This is a genomic window from Maritimibacter sp. DP1N21-5, assembly GCF_019218295.1.
In the GTDB taxonomy this organism is placed as follows: Bacteria; Pseudomonadota; Alphaproteobacteria; order Rhodobacterales; family Rhodobacteraceae; genus Maritimibacter.
Genome location: NZ_JAHUZF010000006.1, coordinates 742,087 through 762,161, shown reverse-complemented (window position 1 = coordinate 762,161; position 20,075 = coordinate 742,087). Strand labels below are relative to the sequence as shown.

Here is a 20,075-nt window from a genome sequence, read left to right as displayed (position 1 = left end):
TCAGCCCATGTTCGTGAACACGGGGAAGGTTTCAATAAGCCAGTTCGAGATCGCGTTGACCGAACCGGTGGCGATGAGCACGGCGAAAAGGATCAGCATGACGCCCATGACCTTTTCGACATAGGGCATGTATTTGCGGTTCCGCGCCATGAACCGCAGGAACGGCTGGGCAAAGACCGCTGCGATGACGAAGGGCGCGGTCATCCCCAGACCGAAGGTAACGAGCAACGTTCCTCCTTGCCAGAGCGAGTCCTTCATGGCCGCGATCATCAGGATCGAGGCCAGCACCGGCCCCACGCAGGCCGTCCAGCCGAAGCCGAAGGCAAGCCCCATGACATAGGCGCCGACGATGGTGGAGGGATCGGCCTTGGACTGCACGCGCGCCTCGCGCATCAGGAAAGGGATGCGGATCAGGTGCAGGAAATGCAGCCCGAAAACGAAGATGATCGCGGCGGCGACATAGGAGAGCACCTGCTTCCACTGGGCGAAGGCCTGCCCGACCGCGGTCGCGCCAAGGCCCAGAAGCCCGAAGATCGTCGTCACCCCGAGCGCGAAGAAAAAGGCCGAAACGATCAGGCGACGTTGTGCGCCCGGCTCGATCCCGCCCTCGTCGTTGAGCTGCGCCATGCTGATTCCCGCCATGTAGGACAGGTAGAACGGCACCATCGGCAGTATGCAGGGCGTAAAAAACGCGACGAGCCCGGCAATGGCTGCGCCGCCATATGAAATGTCACCAAACATTGATCCTCCCATACGAGCCGCATCATTGATCGGATCGCATTAACGCATTATGTTTCTTGCAAGCGTTCGGTCAACACGGATTTTCTCATGCGTCATTTCCTTGCGGCCTTGGCGATGGTGGTCGCCCTGCCCCTGCCCGCCCTCGCGGCGGAGCTTGTCATGGTGGAACAGCCGGGCTGCGCCTATTGCCGCGCGTGGAACAAGGACGTCTCAGAGGAATATCCCAAGACCGCCGAAGGCCGGGCCGCCCCGCTTGTCCGGGTCCAGAAGGACGACATCGCCACCAGCGGGATCACCTTGGCGCGGCCCGTGAACTTCACCCCGACCTTCATCCTGACCGAAGACGGGCGTGAACTGGCTCGTATCGAAGGCTATCCAGGCGAGGATTTCTTCTGGGGCCTGCTGGGCATGATGCTGAAGGCGCAGGATATCCCGGTCGGGGACCCCGCTGAGGCTGTCCTCGACGGTTGAAATTGCCCTCGCATTTAAATATATGCATGCATTGGCGCACGGGTTAAGATGTGCCAGCGATGTTAGGGATTTCGGGAATGACCTTGCCACGGATCACGGAAAACATGTCTGAAGAAGACATGGACATGATGGTCGCCTCGGCCTGCGACGCGTCGGCCTTCCTGAAGGCGATCAGCCATGAGGGCCGGCTCATGATCCTGTGCCATCTGGTGACGGGCGAGAAGTCGGTGACCGAGCTCGAAGAACTGCTCGCCGCGCGGCAAGCCGCTGTTTCCCAACAACTTGCCCGTCTGCGGCTCGAGGGGCTGGTCAAGCCACGGCGCGATGGCAAGGCGATCTACTACTCGCTCGCCGACGACCGGCCGAGACGTGTGCTCGAAGTCATCTACGACATGTTCTGTTCCGTCGATCAGGGCAAGGCCAAGGCCGCCGAGTAACGCGCGATCGCCGGATTGGGCCTTGGCTGCACGTGACCCGGACGAGAATCGCTTGATTCCACATGCACCCATTCGCTTTACTGCATGAACATCCGACGAACGGCCCGGCCCCGCATCCGTGACGCGGGCGACGTCTGCGGCATCGGATGACATGGGCTGAACCGGGGAGGACGGGTAGGCATGAGCGACTTCATCGACATGATCGGTGCCGCGGAGGTTGCGGCCATCGTCGGCCTTCTGGGCGGTGTGCTCCTGGGGCTTTCGGCGCGTCTCGGGCGGTTCTGCACGCTCGGCGCCATCGAAGACGCCCTCTATGCCGAAAGCAGCGTGCGGCTTCGGATGTGGGGCATCGCCATCGGCGTCGCCATGATCGGGAACTTCGGTCTTCTGGCAATGGGCGCCTTCGACATGGATCAGGCCGTTTACTTCCAGGTGGGCTGGATGCCGCTGGCCTCGATCGCGGGCGGGCTCATCTTCGGCTACGGCATGGCGATGGCCGGGAACTGCGGCTTCGGGGCGCTGGCGCGGCTGGGTGGCGGCGACTTGAGGAACTTCGTGATCGTGCTGGTCATGGGGCTTGCCGCCTATGTGACGATCTCGGGTCCGCTCGCGTTTCTGCGCGTGTGGATCTTTCCGGAGCGTGCGCTCGACCCCGGCGAAACACCGCCCGGCATCGCACAGTGGATTGAAGCGGCCACGGGCCTGCCGGCCTCGGTCGTCGGGATCGGTCTGGGCGTCGTGATCATCGCCGCCATGTTCAGCGCGGCCGAGATGCGCGCCGACCGGAGCAAGGCGCTCTGGGCGGCGGTCGCGGGCCTTGCCGTCGTGATCGGCTGGGGCGGCACCGCTTGGGTCGCGGCCAACGGGTTTGACCCGATCCCGGTCGAAAGCCATACCTTCTCGGCCCCGCTCGGCGACACGATCCTCTGGCTCATGACCGCCTCTGGCACCAGCGTGAACTTCGGTGTCGGGAGCGTCGTGGGCGTGCTCACGGGGGCCTTCATCGGGTCGCTCATCAAGGGGCACTTCCGCTGGGAGGCCTGCGAGGACCCGCGCGAACTCAAGCGCCAGATCGGGGGCGCAAGCCTCATGGGGATCGGCGCTGTGGTCGCCTTCGGCTGCTCGATCGGTCAGGGGCTGTCGGCGATGTCACTGCTCTATGCCGGGGCGCCGCTGACGCTGGCGGCTATCGTGGCGGGCGCGGCATTGGGGCTGCGGCACCTGATCTCGGGATTCGCTCCGGCCGAGTGAGCCGGGTTTCGCGCACACCCCTTCTGCGGAGGCGCCGGGTCCAAGGCCTTCCCCTCGGTCCCTGCCGCGACTAGGTATCGGACAACGACAGGAGCGCCGATGCCCAAGACCCAATTGACCGCCGGGACCTTTACCCCCTCGCCCGAGACCCAGCACGACATGCGCGCGGCGCTCGGCCTTTTCGCGACCGGCGTGACCGTCGTGACCGCGAACAGCCCGCTGGGCCCCATGGGCATCACGGTGAACAGCTTCACTTCGGTCTCGATGGACCCGCCACTGATCCTCTGGTGTCCGGCGAAATCCTCGAAACGGCACGACACATTCGCCGGGGCCAGCAACTTTGCGCTGCACATCATGGGCGAGGATCAGGACGACGTGGCGCGGGGATTCGTGCGCGCCGCCGATGCCTTCGACGGCGTCGACTGGGTCCCGAGCGACCGCGATGTGCCATTGATCCAAAGCTGCCCCGCGCGCTTCGAATGCCATATCCGGGACCGGATCGACGCCGGCGATCACACGGTCATCATCGGCCATGTGGACCGCGTGACCGTAACCCGCGCCGTGCCGCGCGTCTTCATGTCGGGAGCCTGGGGCGCCTTTCTGCACCCCGAAGACCTCTGAGGGCCTGATCACCGCGCCATCACATCGGCGCGGGCATAGTCCATGACCTGTGTCGAGCCATCCGGAAACCGCACCTCGACCGTGACGCGCTTCACGCTGCCTTGGGGAAACGCGAGATAGGGTTGGATGCCGTCGGCCTTGATGGCATTGGGCGCGACTTCGTCGTCATAGCAGGGCTCCGTCTCGAGCCGGGACAGGCCTTCGCCATTCACCGCGTACCGGATTCCGTCCAGGCCGCAGCGCCAGGCCAGAAGGTTCGTGAAGTAGAGCAGGTCCTGCCCGTCATAGGGCCGCACCGCGACCCAGTTCGATTTCGTCAGGTCGAGAATCTGCTTGGCATCCTGCGCGCTCGCGCCCGTCGCCAGAAGCGACACCGCCAGTCCCGCACCCATCGCCCATGCCGCCCCGTTCATCCTGTTTTCCTTTTGGTTTTCAGAACATATGCCATGGCCCGTTCCAACCGGACCCGCTGCGTCCTATAGTGGCGCAAAACCCGAGGCGGGCAAAGACGAGCAAACCCAAATGGCAAAGACCACGCGGAAAACGGCTGGAACGACCAAGCGCACGGCGAGGGCGCCTTCGAAGAAGGCGTCGGGCAGGTCCGCGACGAAGACGGCGAAGGCCACACCCCCGAAACCGCGCCCTTTCAACATCCTCGTCATCGGACAGGCAGGCCGGGTCGGGTATGAGGCGATTCTCTTCGCCTCCTCGCTTCGTAAATACGATCCCGGCTTCAGGGGGCGTCTCATAGTCGCTGAACCGCAGCCGGGGCCCTTCTGGTCGTCGGACCCGCGCATGAGCGAGGACCAGCGCGAGGCGCTCGTCGCGCTCGGCGCCGAGGTGATGCCCTTCGAGAGCCGCCACTTCGGCGAATCCTACCCGCAGGGCAACAAAATCGAAGGTCTGAGCGCCCTTCCCGCTGGCGAGCCCTTCTTCTTCTTCGACAGCGACACCATTGTGGCCGAGCCCTTGTCCGCGCTCCCCGTCGATTTCGACCAACCCTCGGCCTCGATGCGGCGCGAAGGCACATGGCCGACGATAGAGCTTTATGGCCCGGGCTATGGCGCGACGTGGAAAGCGCTCTACGACCGCTTCGGGCTCGACTTCGAGGCCTCGCTCGACCTGAGCGAGCCGGATGAATACTGGGAGCGTTACCTCTATTTCAACGCGGGCTGGTTCTTCGGCCCGGACCCGGTCGCCTTCGGCCAACGCTATCTGGAGATGGCGCTGACGATCCGGGACGACCGGCCAGAGGCGCTGGTCTGTCAGGAGATCTTTCCCTGGCTCGACCAGATCGCGCTGCCGCTGGTGATCTCGTCCTTCGGTGGCGGGCGTCCGGGGCCCGAACTTGCCGGTCTCGACGGCGTCGTGACCTGCCACTGGCGCGTCCTGCCCCTCGCCTATGCGCGCGAATCCGACGCGATCATCGAGGCACTCGAGATGTCGGCGGCACCCAACAAGGTCAAGAAAGTGCTGAAATCCTACGACCCGATGCTGCGGATGATCTATCAGGGACGCGGCCACAAGGTCCGGGCGATGTTCGACCGAGGCGACCTGCCCCGGCAGGAAAAGCAGCTGCGCAACCAGATCAAGAAGGAAGGCTTCTGGATGCGCTGAGGCCAGATGGCGTCCGTCAGAACCGGCCCGCGCCGAGTTCGGCCATCCAATACTTGAGCCGCGCCTTGATCATCGTGTCGCGCGCCATGTCGGACAGGTCCTCGTCCAGCCGTTCGAGGACCTTGACCGAAACGTCCGGAGACTCGCGATAGGCCGCGCCCATGGCGGGCAATGGGGCTGAACCCGTTCGCAGGGTGAAGCTCATCCGCCGTTCAAAGGCGGCAGGATCGGCCACCACCTTGACCCAGATCGCCTGGCCGATGCGGATCGCGACAAGGCACCAGTCGGCCTTGCGTTCCTTGTAGGCGTCGATCGCCGCGCGCCTGTCCGCTTTGGTTCGGTCCGACATTTCCCTTGCCTCTCTTTTTACCCGGGTGTAATTGCCAGTGGCAGATTTTCACCCGGGTGTAAATATGAAACCAGCCGAGACGACCCTGACCGCCTTCATCGGCCACACCATCGCAGCGCAGGGAAGCCGTGCCGCCGTGACCGCGATCCTTGCGCCCCGCGGCCCGCACCCGGAAAACCTGCTGGTATTCGAGGACATGACGGGACGGCAGACCGACCTTGACGTGACCGGAGCCGCGCCCGCGCGTGGCAGGCCGAAGCTGGGCGTTACCTCGAAGGAGGTCACGCTCCTGCCCCGGCACTGGGACTGGCTGACCACCCAACGCGGGGGCGCCTCGGCGACGCTCAGACGGCTGATCGACGCGGCCATGGTCGCGGAAGCGGGCACGCCGACGCCGGACCCCGCCTATCGGTTCCTCTCGGCCATCGCGGGCGATTTCCCGGGTTTTGAAGAGGCGATCCGGGCGCTTTATGCGAACGACGCGGCGCGGTTTCGCGACCTGACGGCGGGCTGGCATGGAGATGTGGCGATGCATGCGCTGCGGCTCGCGGGGATGGCGACCAACCCCCCGGAGACAGCGTGAAATATCGTGCCGGATGAATGTGTTGCCCCGTTGCTCCCGGCGATTGTCGGGGGCGCGGTTGTCCCCTAACCTCCCGGCGGACAAGTCATGGGAGGACGAATATGACGGACGCACAGATGAACGGCTTCGACACGCTGCAGGTGCACGCGGGAACCGAGCCGGACCCGGCCACCGGGGCACGCCAGGTCCCGATCTACCAGACCACGGCCTATGTGTTCAAAGACGCGGATCACGCGGCCCGGCTCTTCAACCTCGAAGAGGTCGGCTACATCTACTCGCGCCTGACCAACCCCACGGTCGGTGCCCTGGCCAACCGGATCTGCGCGCTCGAGGGCGGCGCGGGGGCGGTCTGCACCTCGTCGGGCCACGCGGCCCAGATCATGGCGCTCTATCCGCTGATGATGCCGGGCTGCAATATCGTCGCCTCGACCCGGCTTTACGGCGGGACCTACACCCAGTTCACGCAGGTCTTCAAACGCTTCGGATGGTCCTGCACCTTCGTCGATTTCGACGATACCGCGGCCGTCGAAGCCGCCATCGACGACAACACGCGGGCCATTTTCTGCGAGTCGATCGCGAACCCCGGCGGGTATATCACCGACCTCGACGCCATCGCCGCCATCGCCGACAAGGCGGGGTTGCCGCTGGTCGTCGACAACACTTCGGCCTCGCCCTACCTCTGCCAGCCGATCGCGCATGGGGCGACACTGGTCGTTCATTCCACGACGAAATACCTGACCGGGAACGGCACCGTGACCGGCGGCGCCATCGTGGATTCGGGCAAGTTCGACTGGTCCGCCTCGGGCAAGTTCCCGTCCCTGTCCGAACCTGAACCCGCCTATCACGGGATCAATTTCCACGGCGCGTTGGGGGCCATGGCCTTTACCTTTCACTCCATCGCCATCGGGCTTCGCGACCTTGGCATGACGATGAACCCGCAGGCAGCGCATTACACGCTGATGGGAATCGAGACGCTGTCGCTTCGGATGCAGAAGCACACGACCAACGCCCAGAAGGTCGCGGAATGGCTGGAAGGACACGACAAGGTGGAGCGCGTGACCTATGCCGGGCTCACCTCGTCGCCCTATCACGACCGCGGCAAGCGGATCTGTCCGCGCGGGACCGGGGGTTTGTTCACTGTGACGCTCGCGGGCGGCTATGACGCCTGCGTCGGACTGGTGAACAATCTCAAGCTCTTCTCCCACGTGGCGAACCTTGGCGATACGCGGTCGCTCATCATCCATTCGGCGTCGACCACGCACCGCCAGCTCTCCGACGAACAGCGCGCGGCAGCGGGTGCGGCCAGCAATGTGGTGCGCCTGTCCATCGGGATCGAGGACGCGGACGACATCATCGCCGATCTGAAACAGGCGCTCGCGGCCGTCTGAGATAAAGGGGTGCGCCGGACAGGCGCACCCTACATCTGTTCGAGGAGCAGGGCCGAAAGCGGCGCGAAGTTCACGGTCTGCGCCCGGTTGCCCAAAGACCACTCCAGAAGCGCCTGCAGGCTGTCAGGGCGGACGCGGGCGACGGCGACAGTGCCTTCTTCATTGCGTGCCCGGAAGGCGACGTTGTCGAGGAACCGGCGGATCACGTCGGGGGACTGCCCCTCGGCATCGAGGTCGCGGAACACCAGCGTGGCGGGCACGCCAGCCGACACGGCCGTCTTGTGCCCGGTGTTGAGCCCCTCGGGATAGGTCAGAAGGCCAAGCCCCTTCTCGCCCAGCACGGTGGCCAACTGCGTGGCCGCCTCGCCCGCGTTCTGAAAGCCCACGCTTTCGGGCACCATGATCGCGACGACCCTGTCGAGAAGCGGCTCGTAGGCCTGCATCGTCACGTCCACATCCGTTGCCGTCGCCCCCGGCGGGAAGGGCACGATGAGCACGACCTCGGCGTTGTTGGCCCGGTAGAAGTCGATGGCGGTTTCCACATCGGGTTGCGAGGCATCCACCGCGACCGAGAGCGGAAAGGGCATCAGCGCCACATCCCCGACCTCGGCACGCTCCGGCCCGCTGTCGATCAGGACCACGGCCATTTCCGGCAGGTCCGGGATCGAGCTATGCGCCAGCGCATTCTTCCGGAGAAGCGGGAGGTCCTCGACCAGGGGGTTTTCGGCCACGGCCGGTTCTTCGCCGATACGGGGCAGACGTTCCGACACGGCGGGTGGCGCCGGCGCGGGATCGCCGCCCAGCCGGTCTTCGGCCATATCGGGGGAAAGCGTGACCTGCCCGGCCCCCGCGACGATGGTGCCGTCGTCGGTTTCCGTCGCCGCAGGCTGCGCATCGGGCGCGGTGTCAGCAGGTGTGGTTTCGTTCTGGGAAGGAACGGCTGGCTCGGCAGGCGTCGAGGGCGCTTCCGCGTCCGCCTGATCCGATGCGACGACATCGCGCGCAGCGGCGTCGGGCGCGGGCGTCGGGTCGGGCGTCACCGCCGTCTCTGCAAGTGGCTCAGTCTCCTCGGCGTCCGGCGCCTGGGCCTCAGTCACCGGTTCGGGCACCGGTTCGAGCGCGGTGTCAGACGGCGTCGGCGCTTCGGTCGTCGGCGTTTCCGTGGACAGGGCCGCGAGATCCTCTTCCGCGGGCTCTTCGGCTTCAGACGTCTCGGCGGTCTCAAGGGATCCTGCTGCATCTGCCGAGGGTGTCGCATCGGTCTCGGACGGCGCGGCAACAGGGGCGTCCGTTTCCGGACCGGCGGTCGTTGTTTCCTCAGGTTCGGAGGTGTCCATGTCCGGAGGCGTCGGCTCAGGATCGACGGAGTCCGACTCCTCCGTAGCCGGCGCAGGCGCTTCCGGGGACACCGGCTCCGGCTCTTCGCTCTCCGGGGCCGCAGTCAGAGGTGCCGTGTCCTGTTCGGCGGAGGGGGCATCGGCCAGCGGGATGTCGATGGCCTCGTCCACCGGCTCGTCGAAGCCACCGCCGGCCGGGGCTACTGCACCAGCCTCCGGCTCCGATACCGCCGTGTCCTCGGACGTTTCAACGACCGCGGCGTCGCCCTCCCCGGCATCGGGCCCGCTCTCGATCGACGGCACCGGTTCGACAGCAGAAACCTCGGGTGCAGGTTCCAGAACGCCGCTAGGCGCTTCGGTTTCGATGACGACCGGCTCCACGAGAAGGGCCGCGGCGCCAAGCCCGAGCGCCGACGTCACCGCGCCCACGAAAAGTCCGGATATCAGCCCGCGTGCCACATGCGCCCCCTATGCCTCTTTCCCGGTTCCGAAATCAAACACCCCGGTCCGGATGATCCCGAGAGGTGTTGACCCTCCCCCCCGGCTGGGACCATGTATAGCGCGACTGCGACACGAAGAAAGCCCCGAGGTGCCTTGGCGGTGCCCATCCCCCAAACGGACTCCAGACGGACCTACACCCATGCTGCTCCTCATCGATAACTACGACAGTTTCACCTACAACCTCGTCCATTACTTCGGCGAGGAAGGCGCGGATGTCCGCGTGGTGCGCAATGACGCGGTGAATGTGCAGGAAGCGATGGGCATGGGGGCCGAGGCCATCGTGCTGTCGCCCGGCCCCTGCGATCCCGATCAGGCGGGCATTTGCCTGCCCCTCACGCTGGCCGCCGCCGAAGCAGGCCTGCCACTTCTGGGCGTCTGCCTTGGCCACCAGACCATCGGTCAGGCCTTCGGCGGCAAGGTCGTGCGCCACACCGAGATCGTCCACGGCAAGATGGGCACGATCCACCACGCGGGCAAAGGCGTGTTCGACGGCCTGCCTTCGCCGCTTCTCGGCACGCGCTATCACTCGCTGGTCGTGGAACGCGAAAGCCTGCCCGACTGCCTCGAGGTGACCGCCTGGCTCGAGGATGGCACGATCATGGGCCTGCGCCACAAGGAGCTGCCCATCGAAGGCGTGCAGTTCCACCCCGAAAGCATCCGCTCCGAACAAGGTCACGCCATGGTGCGCAATTTTCTCCAGTCCCTGAAGGTGCCCGCATGAGCGATACGATGAAGCCCCTGATCTTCGCCGCGTCCGAGGGGCCCCTGTCGCGGGCGCAGGCCGAAGCGGCCTTCGAGGAGTTCTTCGCGGGCACCGCCACGCCGGCCCAGATGGGCGGGCTCCTGATGGCCATGCGCGCAAGGGGCGAAAGCGTCGCCGAATACGCCGCCGCCGCCGCCGTGATGCGCGCGAAATGCGTGCCGGTGAAGGCCCCCGAGGGCGCGATCGACATCGTGGGCACCGGCGGCGACGGCAAGGGCACACTCAACATCTCGACCGCCACCGCTTTCGTCGTCGCGGGCGCGGGCGTGCCGGTGGCCAAGCACGGCAACCGCAACCTGTCGTCGAAATCCGGCGCCGCCGATGCGCTTGGCGCTATGGGGATCGACGTCATGGTCGGCCCCGAGGTGGTCGAACGGGCGCTCGCCGAGGTCGGCATCGGCTTCATGATGGCCCCCATGCACCACCCGGCCACGAAACATGTCATGCCGGTGCGTCAGGAGCTTGGCTGCAAGACGATCTTCAACATTCTCGGCCCCCTGACGAACCCGGCCGGCGTGAAACGGCAGCTCACCGGCGCGTTTGCACCGGACCTCATCTTCCCGATGGCCGAAACGCTTCAGACCCTGGGCAGCGAGAAAGCCTGGCTCGTGCACGGTTCCGACGGCACCGATGAAATCGCGATCTCGGGGCCGACCGATGTCGCCGTGCTGGAAAACGGCAAGATCACCGGCCGCACCGTCCACCCCGAGGAGGCGGGCCTGCCCGCGCATCCGTTCAAGGACATCATGGGCGGCACGCCCGAGGAGAATGGCGCGGCCTTCGCGGCACTGCTCGACGGCGCAAAGAACGCCTATCGCGACGCCGTCTGCCTGAATGCCGCGGCCGCGCTCATCGTGGCGGACAAGGTGGCGACTCTCACAGAAGGGGTTGAAATGGCACGGGAATCGATCGATTCCGGCGCGGCGAAGTCCAAGGTCGAGGGCCTCGCCGCCCTGTCCAGACAGGCCGCCTGACCAAGGTCATGAAGCTCAACCCCAACCTCGTCGCGACGTCCGCCTCCCCCGTGGTCGAGGCGAAGCGCTGGATCGCGGGCAAGTCGTTCCCCGCCGACAGGCCGCTCCTCAACGTGAGCCAGGCCGCCCCCATCGACCCGCCGCCCGAGGCCCTGCGCGAGGTCATCGCGCGCGCCGCGATGGACGAGCCCATGGCCCATGTCTACGGACCGGTCCTTGGCCTGCCAGAGTTGCGCGGCGAAGTGGCCCGCCAGTTCAGCAAGGCCTATGGCGGCACGATCACCCAAGACAATGTCGCGATCACCCAGGGCTGCAATCAGGCCTTCTGCGCTGCCATCGCCACGCTCTGCGCCCCCGGCGACGAGGTGATCCTGCCGGTGCCGTGGTATTTCAATCACCAGATGTGGCTCGACATGGCCGGCGTGAAGACCGTGCCGCTGCCGACCGGGGCGGAGCTGCTGCCCACCGTGGCCGAGGCCGAGGCGCGGATCACCGCCCGGACCCGTGCCATCGTGCTCGTCACGCCCAACAACCCCTGCGGCGTGGAGTATCCAGCGGACCTCGTCCACGCCTTCGCCGCGCTGGCCCGCGCCCATGACCTCGCGCTCATCCTCGACGAGACCTACCGCGATTTCGACTCGCGTCCTGGCGCCCCGCACGACCTGTTTCAAGACCCCGACTGGTCCGACACGCTGATCCAGCTCTACAGTTTCTCCAAGGCCTACCGCCTCACCGGCCATCGGATCGGGGCCCTCATCGCTGCGCCCGCGCGCCTTGTTCAGGTCGAGAAATTCCTCGACACCGTGGCGATCTGCCCGAACCAGCTCGGTCAGCGCGCCGCGCTCTGGGGCATGCAGAACCTTCACGACTGGCTCGCCGGAGAACGCGCCGAGATCCTCGCCCGCCGCGCCGCCATCGAAGTGGGCATCACGCGGCTGCCCGGCTGGACACTCCTCGGGGCGGGCGCCTATTTCGCCTATGTCGGGCATCCCTTCGACGAGGACGCCACGGCACTGGCGAAACGCTTGGTCGACGAGGCCCAGGTCCTCGCCCTGCCCGGCAGCTTCTTCGCGCCCAAGGGCGATGCTCAAGCGGCCCGCCAGATCCGCATCGCCTTCGCCAATATCGACCGCGGCCAGATCGCGATGCTCATGGACCGGCTGGCAAGCCTCGCCTGAGCCATCCTCTTCACTGCTTCACAAGTACCTTGGAGGGGGGCTTGGGGGGAGGCAAAGCCTCCCCCCAACCGGTCGGATTGCGCGCTGCGCAATACGACACGCCTTACCGGCCCTCGTAATTCGCCGGACGCTTCTCCAGAAACGCCAGCACCCCTTCCTTGAAGTCCCGCGTCACGCCGCAGCGGCCCTGCAACTTCGCCTCGAGCGACAGCTGCTCGTCGAAGGTGTTTCCCATCGAGGCCCGCAGCGCCTCCTTGATCGCGCCATAGGCGACCGTCGGCCCCTTGGCGAGGTGCTCGGCCCGGCCACGCCACTGCGCCTCGAAGTCCGCGTCCGGCACAGCTTCCCAGATCAGACCCCAGTCCGCTGCCTGCATGGCCGAAACCCGGTCCGCGAACAACGCCGCCCCCATTGCCCGCGCCATGCCGATCCGGCGCGGCAGCGTGAAGGTCCCGCCTGCGTCCGGCAGAAGGCCGATCTTCGAAAAGGCCTGCAGGAAATAGGCGCTTTCGGTCGCGATCACCACGTCGCAGGCCAGCGCCAGGTTGGCCCCTGCCCCTGCCGCCGGACCATTCACGGCGGCGATCACCGGCACCTTCGCTTCGACGATGGCCCGGATCATGGGTTCGTATTCGTCGCGCAGCACCCGCTCGAAATCGGCGGCCCCGGCACTTCCGCTGTCGCCAAGATCCTGCCCGGTGCAAAAGGCCCGGCCGGCGCCGGTGAGGACGATCACCCGGGCCTCGCGCGCGGCCCGCAAGACGGCGTCCGCAATCTCGGCCCGCATCTGGGAATTGAGCGCGTTCATCTTGTCGGGCCTGTCGAGCGTGATCACCGCGATCCCGCCGCCCGTCTCGTAGAGAATCGTCTGATAGTCCATGGAACTCCCCTTAGACGTTTTGGGGAAGATTACCCTGCCACCGGTCCAAGAAAACCCGAACGCCGGGTCACTGGTCTCCGAGAAGTTCGCGCAGGCGCGCTTCTTCTTCCCGCGAGAGCGTCTTGCCACCATCCTGCGCCCGTGACCGGTTGCGCAGATAGATCACCGCACCCAGACCCGCGAGCAGGAAAAGCGCGGGCCCCGCATACCAGAGGATCACATTGGCCCCGCCGGTCGTCGGTTTCATGAGGACATATTCGCCATAGCGGTCCACCACGAACTCCACGACCTCGTCGTTGGTGTCGCCCGCCAGAAGACGTTCGCGCACCAGAAGGCGCAGGTCCTTGGCGATGGACGCGTTCGATTCGTCGATGTTCTCGCCCCGGCAGACCACGCAGCGAAGGCCCGCCGAGATCTCGCGCGCCCGCGCCTCCATCGCCGGGTCGTCCAGCACCTCGTCGGGCGTAACCGCGAAGAGCGGCGTGGCGGCGAGGAGAAGGGCGAAGACGAAACGTTTCATTCCGCGGGCACTCCGCCGGGCACGGATTTGCGCGCCGTGACGGCGACCCGGTAGCGCCGGTCCGTAAGGCTCAGAAGCCCACCCAGCGCCATCAGGAGCGACCCGGCCCAGATCCAGTTCGCGAAAGGCTTGATGAAGACCCGCACCGCGAAGCCGCCGTTCGCCTGCGCGTCGCCGATCACCACGTAGATGTCACGCCAGAAACCGGTCTTGATCGCGGCTTCCGTGGTGGGCATCGCCTGCACCGGATAGACCCGCTTTTCCGGCTTGAGAGAGGCGACCAATTCACCATCACGGCGCACGTCGATGGTGGCCATGGTCGTGAAGTAGTTGGGCCCGCGTTCCTCGTGGACTTCTGCGAGCACGACCTCGTAGCCCGCGACCTGCCAGGGTTCGGCCGAGTTCACCGCGCGGATGTCCTCGACCTGCCACGCCATGAGCCCGGAGACCCCCATGAAGGTCACGCCAAGGCCAGCGTGGGCCACGACCCGGCCCCAGTCGGCCCGCGGCAGGCGCGTCAGACGACTGATCCGCCCCGCGATGGCCCCGCGCCCCGTGCGGCCCCACAGGTCCACGGCCGCTCCGGCGACGAGCCAGACGCCCAGAAGGAAGCCCACCGGCCCCAGGAGCGACCGCCCCGTCTGCATCACCCAGCACAGAAGGAAGACCGCCACGGCCAGCACGAAGGCCGGGACGAGCGGCTTGACGACCCGGCCCAGCTTGGCGCGTTTCCACGGAAGCATCGCCCCGATGGGCATCACGATCGCGAGAACGATCATGAAGGGCGTGAAGGCCGCCTCGAAGAAAGGGGCGCCGACCGAAAGCTTGCGGTCGAAGAACATCTCGGCCACCAGCGGCCAGATCGTCCCGATGAAGACCACGATGGAGGACACCGCGAGCAGGATGTTGTTGAGGACGAGCGCCGATTCCCGGCTGACCATGCCGAAGACGCCCTTGGCTTCCATCGCGCCGGCCCGCGCCGCGAAGAGGATGAGCGCGCCGCCCGTGAAGACCCCGAGGATCATCAGGATGAAGATCCCGCGTTCCGGATCGTTGGCGAAGGCATGGACCGAGGTGATCACGCCCGAGCGCACGAGGAAGGTCCCGATCAGCGAGAACCCGAAGGCCATGATGGCGAGCAGGATCGTCCAGCTCTTCAGCGACTCGCGCTTTTCCACGACGATGGCGGAATGAAGCAGCGCGGCGGCGAAGAGCCAGGGCATGAAGCTCGCGTTTTCGACCGGGTCCCAGAACCAGAAACCGCCCCAGCCCAGTTCGTAATAGGCCCACCAAGACCCCAGCGCGATCCCGACCGTGAGAAACATCCAGGCCGCCAGCGTCCAGGGCCGCACCCAGCGCGCCCAGGCAGCATCGACGCGGCCTTCGATCAGCGCGGCGACCGCGAAGGAGAAGGCCATCGAGAGACCCACGTAGCCCAGGTAAAGGAATGGCGGATGGAAGGCGAGGCCGGGGTCCTGCAGGAGCGGGTTCAGGTCCTGACCGTCGAAGGGCGGCGTCACGAGACGCAGGAAGGGGTTCGAGGTGAAGATGATGAAGGCGAGGAAGGCGACGCCGATCGCGCCCTGCACCGCCAGCACCCGCGCCTTGAGCCGGGGCGGAAGCCCGGCCCCGAACCAGGCAGCGGACGCGCCAAAGAGCGCGAGGATCAGCACCCAAAGGAGCATCGAGCCCTCGTGATTCCCCCAAGTGCCCGAGATCTTGTAGAGCATCGGTTTCGCGCTGTGCGAGTTCATGGTCACGAGCCGGAGCGAGAAGTCCGAGGTCACGAAGGCATGCACCAGCGCGCCGAAGGAGCCCGCCAGGAACAGGAATTGCAGGCTCGCCGCAGGAACGGCCACCGCCATCCATCCAGCCCACCCCTTGTGCGCGCCGATCAGCGGCACCACGGTCTGCACGATCGCCACGCCAAGCGCGAGGATGAGTGCCAAATGTCCAAGCTCGGTAATCATGCCGATTGTCTAATGCGTTTCGCGCGGCGCGCCTAGGCCCGCGTCACCCTGTCGCGGAAATGTCAGCCTGAGCGCGGCCAAAAAATTCCGTCGCGACACGAAAGTCACAGGTGATCCTTTCCGCCCAGGTCAATCGGCAGCTTCCCGCAGGAGGACGGCAACCCTCTGCCGACACACCGTCCCGTGATGGAACCCCCCTCGCCACGGCCTCATTGAACCCCCAGTTACCGCGACAACGCGGGCCATGCGCATGGGCTGAGCAGTCCGCGTCAAGGAACCTTAAAGGAGGTCACATGAACAACTTCATCAAAACCGCAGCCGTCGCCGGCGCGCTCGTCGTCGGTGCAGGCACCGCCGCCCAGGCCGGGGACTTCGACGGCTTCTACCTTGGCCTCTACGGCTCGGGGGACTTCTTCACGACACCCAACACCTATGGCTTCGGCGGGAATGCCGGTTACCTCTACGAGTTCGCGCCCGGCGGCTACACCGGCGTTGAAGCCGACGTCTACCGCCCGAGCGGCGGGCCCACCACCTACATGGGCGTCGCGCGCATGGGGTATGACTTCGGTTCGCCCGTGATGGCCTATGCCTCGGTCGGTGCCGGGATGGATTCGGCCGGCACGGGGAAATACCTGCTGGGCGCCGGCGCGGAATACGACGTGGGCGGCGGATTCGGCATCCGTGCAGGCGTCGACCGCTACCAGGACTTTAACAACGGTCCCGCCGACTACGTGGCGAAGGTCGGTGTGAACTACCGCTTCTGAACCTGAGGCTTCGGCGCCGATCCGATGATCGGCGCAAGGTCGCCTCGACGATCACGAGCCCGCGCGGAGGACTTTCCCCCGCGCGGGTTTTCTTTGATAATCAGCGCATGAAGAGCCGCGCCCTGCCTATCTTGATCCTTGGTCTCTGCCTCTCGCAGGCTGGCGGTGCCATGGCGCAGGACGCGGTCGCCGTGCCGCCACCGACGATTTTCGACTGGCCCGACCGGCTATCGCTGACGCTGCGCGAACAAGGTCAGGCGGCGATTGCGGCGGGCAAACCGCAGAAAAGACTGCTCAAGCCTCCGCCGCCCGTGACCGAGAAAACCCCCAAACGCGATCTCAAGTTTGGCGGGGAAATCTATACGGGCTTCGCACTGGCCTTCTAGGGACGCCTATCCCGAGTGTTTCGCCACATGGGCGGCGAGCTTCGCGAGCGTCTGACCGCCGTATTCCACCGCGCCGAAGCCGATCACCTCCGCGCGCCGCGCGGCATCGGGGTGCATCTGGCGCAGGGTGATGACGGTCTTGCCGTTCTCCTGTTCGTCGAAGGTCACGAGCATCCGGAAAGCGGCGGGATCGCCGTCCTCGTCCGAGCCGTGCAGCACCTCGATGAGCCGTTCCTCTTCCATCCGCAGGAATCGCATCCGGTTGGTGAACCGCAGGTCGCCCTCGCCCACCATGTCAAAGCGCCAGATGCCGCCTGCGCGCAGGTCGATCTCTTTCGTCTCGATGGCGAGCCCTTCCGGCCCGAACCAGGCGCCGATCTGCTCGGGGTCGGCCCAGGCCTGCCAGACGAGGCGCCTCGGCGCGTCGATCACGCGGCTGATGACGATTTCACGGTCGAGCGGCCAGTTTTTCCAGGCTGATTCGGTTTCGCGTGTCATGGGGTCTCCTTCCCTTTCATGCGGTCGATATGGGCTTCCATCCGGTCGAGCCGGCTTTCCCATTCGTCGATATGTCTTTGTATCCAGCGCTCCGTGCGGCGCAGCGCCTCTGCGTCGATGGCGCAGGTGCGCACGCGGCCGACCTTTTCCGACCGGACGATCCCGCTCGCCTCGAGAAGCTGCACGTGCTTGAGGAGCGACGGCAGCGCGATGTCGAAAGGCTCGGCCAGGGTGCTGACCGTCTTGGGCCCTTCGCACAGAAGGCCGACGATCGCCCGCCGAGTCGGGTCGGCGAGGGCAAAGAAGGCGCGGTCGAGGTCCGGTTGATACTTAGACATGTGTGAAAGTATTGATCGACAAGCCGTCGCCCGTCAACCAATACTTTCAGGTTGAGCTAAGTTTATCACTGCCCGAGCCAAACATGCGCAAGGACCGAACATCCCAAAGCGCCGACGACGGGCCAAAGAAACTCCAGACCGCGAAAGCCGAAGCTCCGCTGGATCACCGCGAAGTGAAGGAGCGAGCCGGACATCGTGAGAGCGAGAAGCGCAAGGATAACAGGGTTCGCCGTGGTCCAGCCGGGTGCGTCGAAGACATTGAAGGCCCAGCGCCAGGCGGCAAGCCCGCCCACGCCCAGCCAGCTGAGAACCATGCCGAGCGCAAGCGGCGTCGCATGGACCGCCCAGAGCCAGAAAAAGGTCAAAGCGATGAGGACGGCCATGATCGCCACCGCGCCGAAGGCGATGGTGGCCACGGTGACGTATCCCGCGAGGACGAAGCCCGCTTCAAGAACCGCCACGGTCGCCAGGGTGAGCAAGATGGCCTGTTTCATGTCCCAATACCTCGCGCACGGCACGGTCAAGGTTGCTCGCCGCACGCCGGTGCCGTTGCAGCGCGCGGTGAAACCGGTTGCCCGCCAGAAACCAGCGCAGCCGACCGAAGACAGGACGAAGGGTCATTCCACCCTCCCCCCAAGTCCGCGATGCGGGAGCCGTTCGCGGATGATGGTCGTGATCTCGATGAGGATGGCGGAATTGCGATCGAGCACGGCGCGCGTCGCCTGATCCTTCTGCAGGTCGCGCCACAGAAGGTAGAAGACCAGAAGCACCCAGGGCCCGTGGTCCGACAGGAGCGAAATCAGGAACTCCGCGCTCATGGACGGCTCCATCCGGCGAGCGCCGGGTTGTCGTCGCCTTGCGCGCGGCTGCCCGCGTCGATCCCGCTCGGAACGTCGCGCTCCTGCGCGACGGTCGAGGTCGAGGCGATGGTCGTCGCGATGGAGCGCTGGAACTCCTGCGCCTTCACCTGATGGCGCGCGCCGAAATAGAAGCTGACCACAGCCCCCATGAGCCACCAGAGCGGTTCCGGCACGAGGGCGAGCCCGGCCATCCGCGCCGCGAACCAGTCCGGGCTCACCATGGCGCAGACGAACAAACCAATCGTGCCCAGCGCGAGCATGGGACGTGGCAGGCGGTTGAGGCCGTCGATGAAGCGATCCCACCAGCCGCTGCGGTCAAGCAGGAACTCGCGCCCGAACTGGTCGAGCGAGGCGGTGCGTAGCGTCGCGTCGCGTTGCGCCTGTGCTTCGGCGTTCTCGATGAAGACCGCCGCCGTTTCTGCGATCACATTGCGGCCACCCGCGACACCGCCCCCGAAGACCCCGCCGATGACATCCGCGATCAGCCCCATTTGGCCACCCGCGCGCGATGCTCGGCCTCGGTCAGGTGATATTTCGGGCTGATGAACGCCTCGGCCCGGACGATCCAGCCGCCCTTTCCGCCGTCGCGTCGCCGGGCGTATTTCCGGCTCGCCGGGCGCTGGTCAGCCAGACGGTAGTAGTAGTTCCTCCGCTCGATCCCATAGGCATCCGTGATAAGATCCGGGGCGGCGGCATGCGCCTCTCGCGTCGCGGCGATGGTCTTCGGACCGATCACCCCGTCCACCGCCAGCGGATAGCCTATCTTGGCCATGAGCCGCTGGAGTATGCGCACCGCATTCGCACCGGCGTTCACATACATGTCGAAGACGGTCGGTTGCAGCACCTCGGGAAGGCGCGCGATTCCCGGCCCTTCGAAGTAATGCGTCACGAAGATATCCGTCGCCTGGCTGCGCGTCAGCGCCCGGACATCGGCGGCGTCGACCCGCCCGTCGCGATTGAGGTCGAGCCCCAACTTTCGCATCGTGTGGATGGTGACGCCGAAGTTCGTCGCCCCGCCCGGATCGTCCGGGTCATCGACGTATCCGCCTTCGCGGGCAACGATCGCCTCGGCGATCTCGCGTACGCTTTGCATGGGTCCACCTCGCAGCCATTTGCAAGGAGGAGGCTCCTACCCAGACGTTAACGCACCGGTAATCAGGAGTTCGGGTCTTCGTAGACGCCCTGTTCCTTCAGCGCGTCGATGACCTCTTTGGGCATGTATTCCTCGTCATGTTTGGCAAGGATTTCAGAGGCTTTGAAGACACCTCCGACATAGGTCCCGGTGCCGACCATGCCCTGACCTTCTTCGAAGAGATCGGGAAGGATGCCGGTGTATTCCACGGGCACGGAGGCGTTGGTGTCAGTTACGGAAAAGCGCACTGTCTCGCTCTCGCCCCGCACCAGGCTGCCAGCCTCGACCAGACCGCCGATCCGGAAGATCTCGCGCTCGGATGGCGGTTCGGCCAGCACCTGCGAAGGTGATTTGAAATAATTGATCCCGTCACGGAAGGCATAGCCGATCAGGCCGGTCGCAAGAAACAGCGCAAGAAAGGCCACAAGGATTACCTGAATCCGCCGCCGCTTCTTCAAACTCTTCATGCCTGCCATTTCGATCCCTCCGCCCGCGCGCATTGACGACGACTTATGA

The 20,075-nt window shown here is 65.8% G+C and carries 26 protein-coding genes; 12 read left to right on the top strand and 14 right to left on the bottom strand.

Annotation, left to right across the window (positions count from 1 at the left end):
- Entirely contained in the window at window positions 1-741 is a 741-nt protein-coding gene (locus tag KJP29_RS11405) for a cytochrome c biogenesis CcdA family protein (RefSeq protein WP_218463677.1), read from the bottom strand.
- A gap of 87 nt (window positions 742-828) precedes the next feature.
- Between KJP29_RS11405 and KJP29_RS11400 the strand changes: the two genes are divergently transcribed.
- From KJP29_RS11400 to KJP29_RS11385, 4 genes are all read left to right on the top strand, one after another.
- Window positions 829-1,212: a thioredoxin fold domain-containing protein gene (locus tag KJP29_RS11400; protein ID WP_218463676.1), complete on the top strand. Its 384-nt coding sequence runs from the start codon at window positions 829-831 to the stop codon at window positions 1,210-1,212.
- A 77-nt stretch (window positions 1,213-1,289) separates the two neighbouring features.
- Window positions 1,290-1,649 carry a helix-turn-helix transcriptional regulator gene (locus KJP29_RS11395; protein WP_218463675.1) on the top strand — a complete coding sequence of 120 codons (360 nt, stop codon included), beginning with the start codon at window positions 1,290-1,292 and terminating at the stop codon, window positions 1,647-1,649.
- Window positions 1,650-1,829: 180 nt separating this feature from the next.
- Complete coding sequence (locus KJP29_RS11390; RefSeq protein ID WP_218463674.1) at window positions 1,830-2,900, top strand: YeeE/YedE family protein; 1,071 nt, start codon at window positions 1,830-1,832, stop codon at window positions 2,898-2,900.
- Window positions 2,901-2,999: 99 nt separating this feature from the next.
- Complete coding sequence (locus tag KJP29_RS11385; protein ID WP_218463673.1) at window positions 3,000-3,521, top strand: flavin reductase family protein; 522 nt, start codon at window positions 3,000-3,002, stop codon at window positions 3,519-3,521.
- A gap of 8 nt (window positions 3,522-3,529) precedes the next feature.
- Here the strand turns inward: KJP29_RS11385 and KJP29_RS11380 are convergent, their stop codons facing one another.
- Window positions 3,530-3,934 carry a hypothetical protein gene (locus KJP29_RS11380; protein ID WP_218463672.1) on the bottom strand — a complete coding sequence of 135 codons (405 nt, stop codon included), beginning with the start codon at window positions 3,932-3,934 and terminating at the stop codon, window positions 3,530-3,532.
- A gap of 109 nt (window positions 3,935-4,043) precedes the next feature.
- On the opposite strand from KJP29_RS11380, the gene KJP29_RS11375 reads away from it, so the two are divergent.
- Window positions 4,044-5,138, top strand: a complete 1,095-nt coding sequence (locus KJP29_RS11375) for a hypothetical protein (RefSeq protein ID WP_255553584.1) — start codon at window positions 4,044-4,046, stop codon at window positions 5,136-5,138.
- 16 nt (window positions 5,139-5,154) lie between these two features.
- Here KJP29_RS11375 and KJP29_RS11370 read toward each other — a convergent pair whose 3' ends face one another.
- On the bottom strand, window positions 5,155-5,487 hold the full coding sequence (locus tag KJP29_RS11370) for a hypothetical protein (RefSeq protein WP_218463671.1): 333 nt from the start codon (window positions 5,485-5,487) through the stop codon (window positions 5,155-5,157).
- 64 nt (window positions 5,488-5,551) lie between these two features.
- On the opposite strand from KJP29_RS11370, the gene KJP29_RS11365 reads away from it, so the two are divergent.
- Both KJP29_RS11365 and KJP29_RS11360 read left to right on the top strand, forming a co-directional pair.
- Entirely contained in the window at window positions 5,552-6,070 is a 519-nt protein-coding gene (locus KJP29_RS11365) for a DUF2239 family protein (RefSeq protein WP_218463670.1), read from the top strand.
- A 101-nt stretch (window positions 6,071-6,171) separates the two neighbouring features.
- Window positions 6,172-7,458 (top strand): O-acetylhomoserine aminocarboxypropyltransferase/cysteine synthase family protein, encoded by a 1,287-nt coding sequence (locus KJP29_RS11360; protein ID WP_218463669.1) that lies wholly within the window; start codon window positions 6,172-6,174, stop codon window positions 7,456-7,458.
- A gap of 29 nt (window positions 7,459-7,487) precedes the next feature.
- Here the strand turns inward: KJP29_RS11360 and KJP29_RS19435 are convergent, their stop codons facing one another.
- Window positions 7,488-9,254 carry a divergent polysaccharide deacteylase family protein gene (locus KJP29_RS19435; protein ID WP_218463668.1) on the bottom strand — a complete coding sequence of 589 codons (1,767 nt, stop codon included), beginning with the start codon at window positions 9,252-9,254 and terminating at the stop codon, window positions 7,488-7,490.
- A gap of 181 nt (window positions 9,255-9,435) precedes the next feature.
- Between KJP29_RS19435 and KJP29_RS11350 the strand changes: the two genes are divergently transcribed.
- From KJP29_RS11350 to KJP29_RS11340, 3 genes are read left to right on the top strand one after another with little or no spacing between them, the layout of a single operon-like run.
- Complete coding sequence (locus KJP29_RS11350; RefSeq protein ID WP_218463667.1) at window positions 9,436-10,017, top strand: aminodeoxychorismate/anthranilate synthase component II; 582 nt, start codon at window positions 9,436-9,438, stop codon at window positions 10,015-10,017.
- A complete protein-coding gene (trpD, locus tag KJP29_RS11345) occupies window positions 10,014-11,033 on the top strand; it encodes an anthranilate phosphoribosyltransferase (protein WP_218463666.1) in 1,020 nt (339 codons plus the stop codon). The genes KJP29_RS11350 and trpD overlap by 4 nt, the downstream gene beginning before the upstream one ends.
- Before the next feature lie 8 nt (window positions 11,034-11,041).
- Window positions 11,042-12,211: an aminotransferase gene (locus KJP29_RS11340; protein WP_218463665.1), complete on the top strand. Its 1,170-nt coding sequence runs from the start codon at window positions 11,042-11,044 to the stop codon at window positions 12,209-12,211.
- 103 nt (window positions 12,212-12,314) lie between these two features.
- Here KJP29_RS11340 and KJP29_RS11335 read toward each other — a convergent pair whose 3' ends face one another.
- The 3 genes from KJP29_RS11335 to KJP29_RS11325 form a co-directional block, all read right to left on the bottom strand.
- A complete protein-coding gene (locus KJP29_RS11335) occupies window positions 12,315-13,091 on the bottom strand; it encodes an enoyl-CoA hydratase-related protein (protein ID WP_218463664.1) in 777 nt (258 codons plus the stop codon).
- Between the two features lie 67 nt (window positions 13,092-13,158).
- The gene (locus KJP29_RS11330; protein WP_218463663.1) at window positions 13,159-13,611 is read right to left on the bottom strand and encodes a cytochrome c-type biogenesis protein; all 453 of its coding nucleotides are present in this window, start codon (window positions 13,609-13,611) and stop codon (window positions 13,159-13,161) included.
- Window positions 13,608-15,581 (bottom strand): heme lyase CcmF/NrfE family subunit, encoded by a 1,974-nt coding sequence (locus KJP29_RS11325; RefSeq protein ID WP_218463662.1) that lies wholly within the window; start codon window positions 15,579-15,581, stop codon window positions 13,608-13,610. Before KJP29_RS11325 ends, KJP29_RS11330 begins: the two co-directional genes overlap by 4 nt.
- A 293-nt stretch (window positions 15,582-15,874) precedes the next feature.
- Between KJP29_RS11325 and KJP29_RS11320 the strand changes: the two genes are divergently transcribed.
- On the top strand, window positions 15,875-16,345 hold the full coding sequence (locus KJP29_RS11320; protein WP_218463661.1) for a hypothetical protein: 471 nt from the start codon (window positions 15,875-15,877) through the stop codon (window positions 16,343-16,345).
- Window positions 16,346-16,452: 107 nt separating this feature from the next.
- On the top strand, window positions 16,453-16,731 hold the full coding sequence (locus tag KJP29_RS11315) for a hypothetical protein (RefSeq protein WP_218463660.1): 279 nt from the start codon (window positions 16,453-16,455) through the stop codon (window positions 16,729-16,731).
- 6 nt (window positions 16,732-16,737) lie between these two features.
- Here KJP29_RS11315 and KJP29_RS11310 read toward each other — a convergent pair whose 3' ends face one another.
- The 7 genes from KJP29_RS11310 to ccmE all read right to left on the bottom strand — a co-directional run bounded on the left by KJP29_RS11310 (window position 16,738) and on the right by ccmE (window position 20,026).
- Entirely contained in the window at window positions 16,738-17,229 is a 492-nt protein-coding gene (locus KJP29_RS11310; RefSeq protein WP_218463659.1) for an SRPBCC family protein, read from the bottom strand.
- On the bottom strand, window positions 17,226-17,567 hold the full coding sequence (locus KJP29_RS11305) for a helix-turn-helix transcriptional regulator (RefSeq protein ID WP_218463658.1): 342 nt from the start codon (window positions 17,565-17,567) through the stop codon (window positions 17,226-17,228). The genes KJP29_RS11310 and KJP29_RS11305 overlap by 4 nt, the downstream gene beginning before the upstream one ends.
- Window positions 17,568-17,632: 65 nt before the next feature.
- A complete protein-coding gene (locus KJP29_RS11300) occupies window positions 17,633-18,061 on the bottom strand; it encodes a hypothetical protein (protein ID WP_218463657.1) in 429 nt (142 codons plus the stop codon).
- Between the two features lie 123 nt (window positions 18,062-18,184).
- Window positions 18,185-18,385, bottom strand: coding sequence for a hypothetical protein (locus tag KJP29_RS11295; protein WP_218463656.1), 201 nt, complete (start codon window positions 18,383-18,385; stop codon window positions 18,185-18,187).
- Window positions 18,382-18,918: a holin family protein gene (locus KJP29_RS11290; RefSeq protein WP_218463655.1), complete on the bottom strand. Its 537-nt coding sequence runs from the start codon at window positions 18,916-18,918 to the stop codon at window positions 18,382-18,384. Before KJP29_RS11290 ends, KJP29_RS11295 begins: the two co-directional genes overlap by 4 nt.
- On the bottom strand, window positions 18,909-19,520 hold the full coding sequence (locus tag KJP29_RS11285; protein ID WP_218463654.1) for a holin-associated N-acetylmuramidase: 612 nt from the start codon (window positions 19,518-19,520) through the stop codon (window positions 18,909-18,911). Before KJP29_RS11285 ends, KJP29_RS11290 begins: the two co-directional genes overlap by 10 nt.
- 62 nt (window positions 19,521-19,582) lie before the next feature.
- Window positions 19,583-20,026, bottom strand: a complete 444-nt coding sequence (ccmE, locus tag KJP29_RS11280; RefSeq protein ID WP_218463653.1) for a cytochrome c maturation protein CcmE — start codon at window positions 20,024-20,026, stop codon at window positions 19,583-19,585.
- Between the last annotated feature and the right edge of the window lie 49 nt (window positions 20,027-20,075).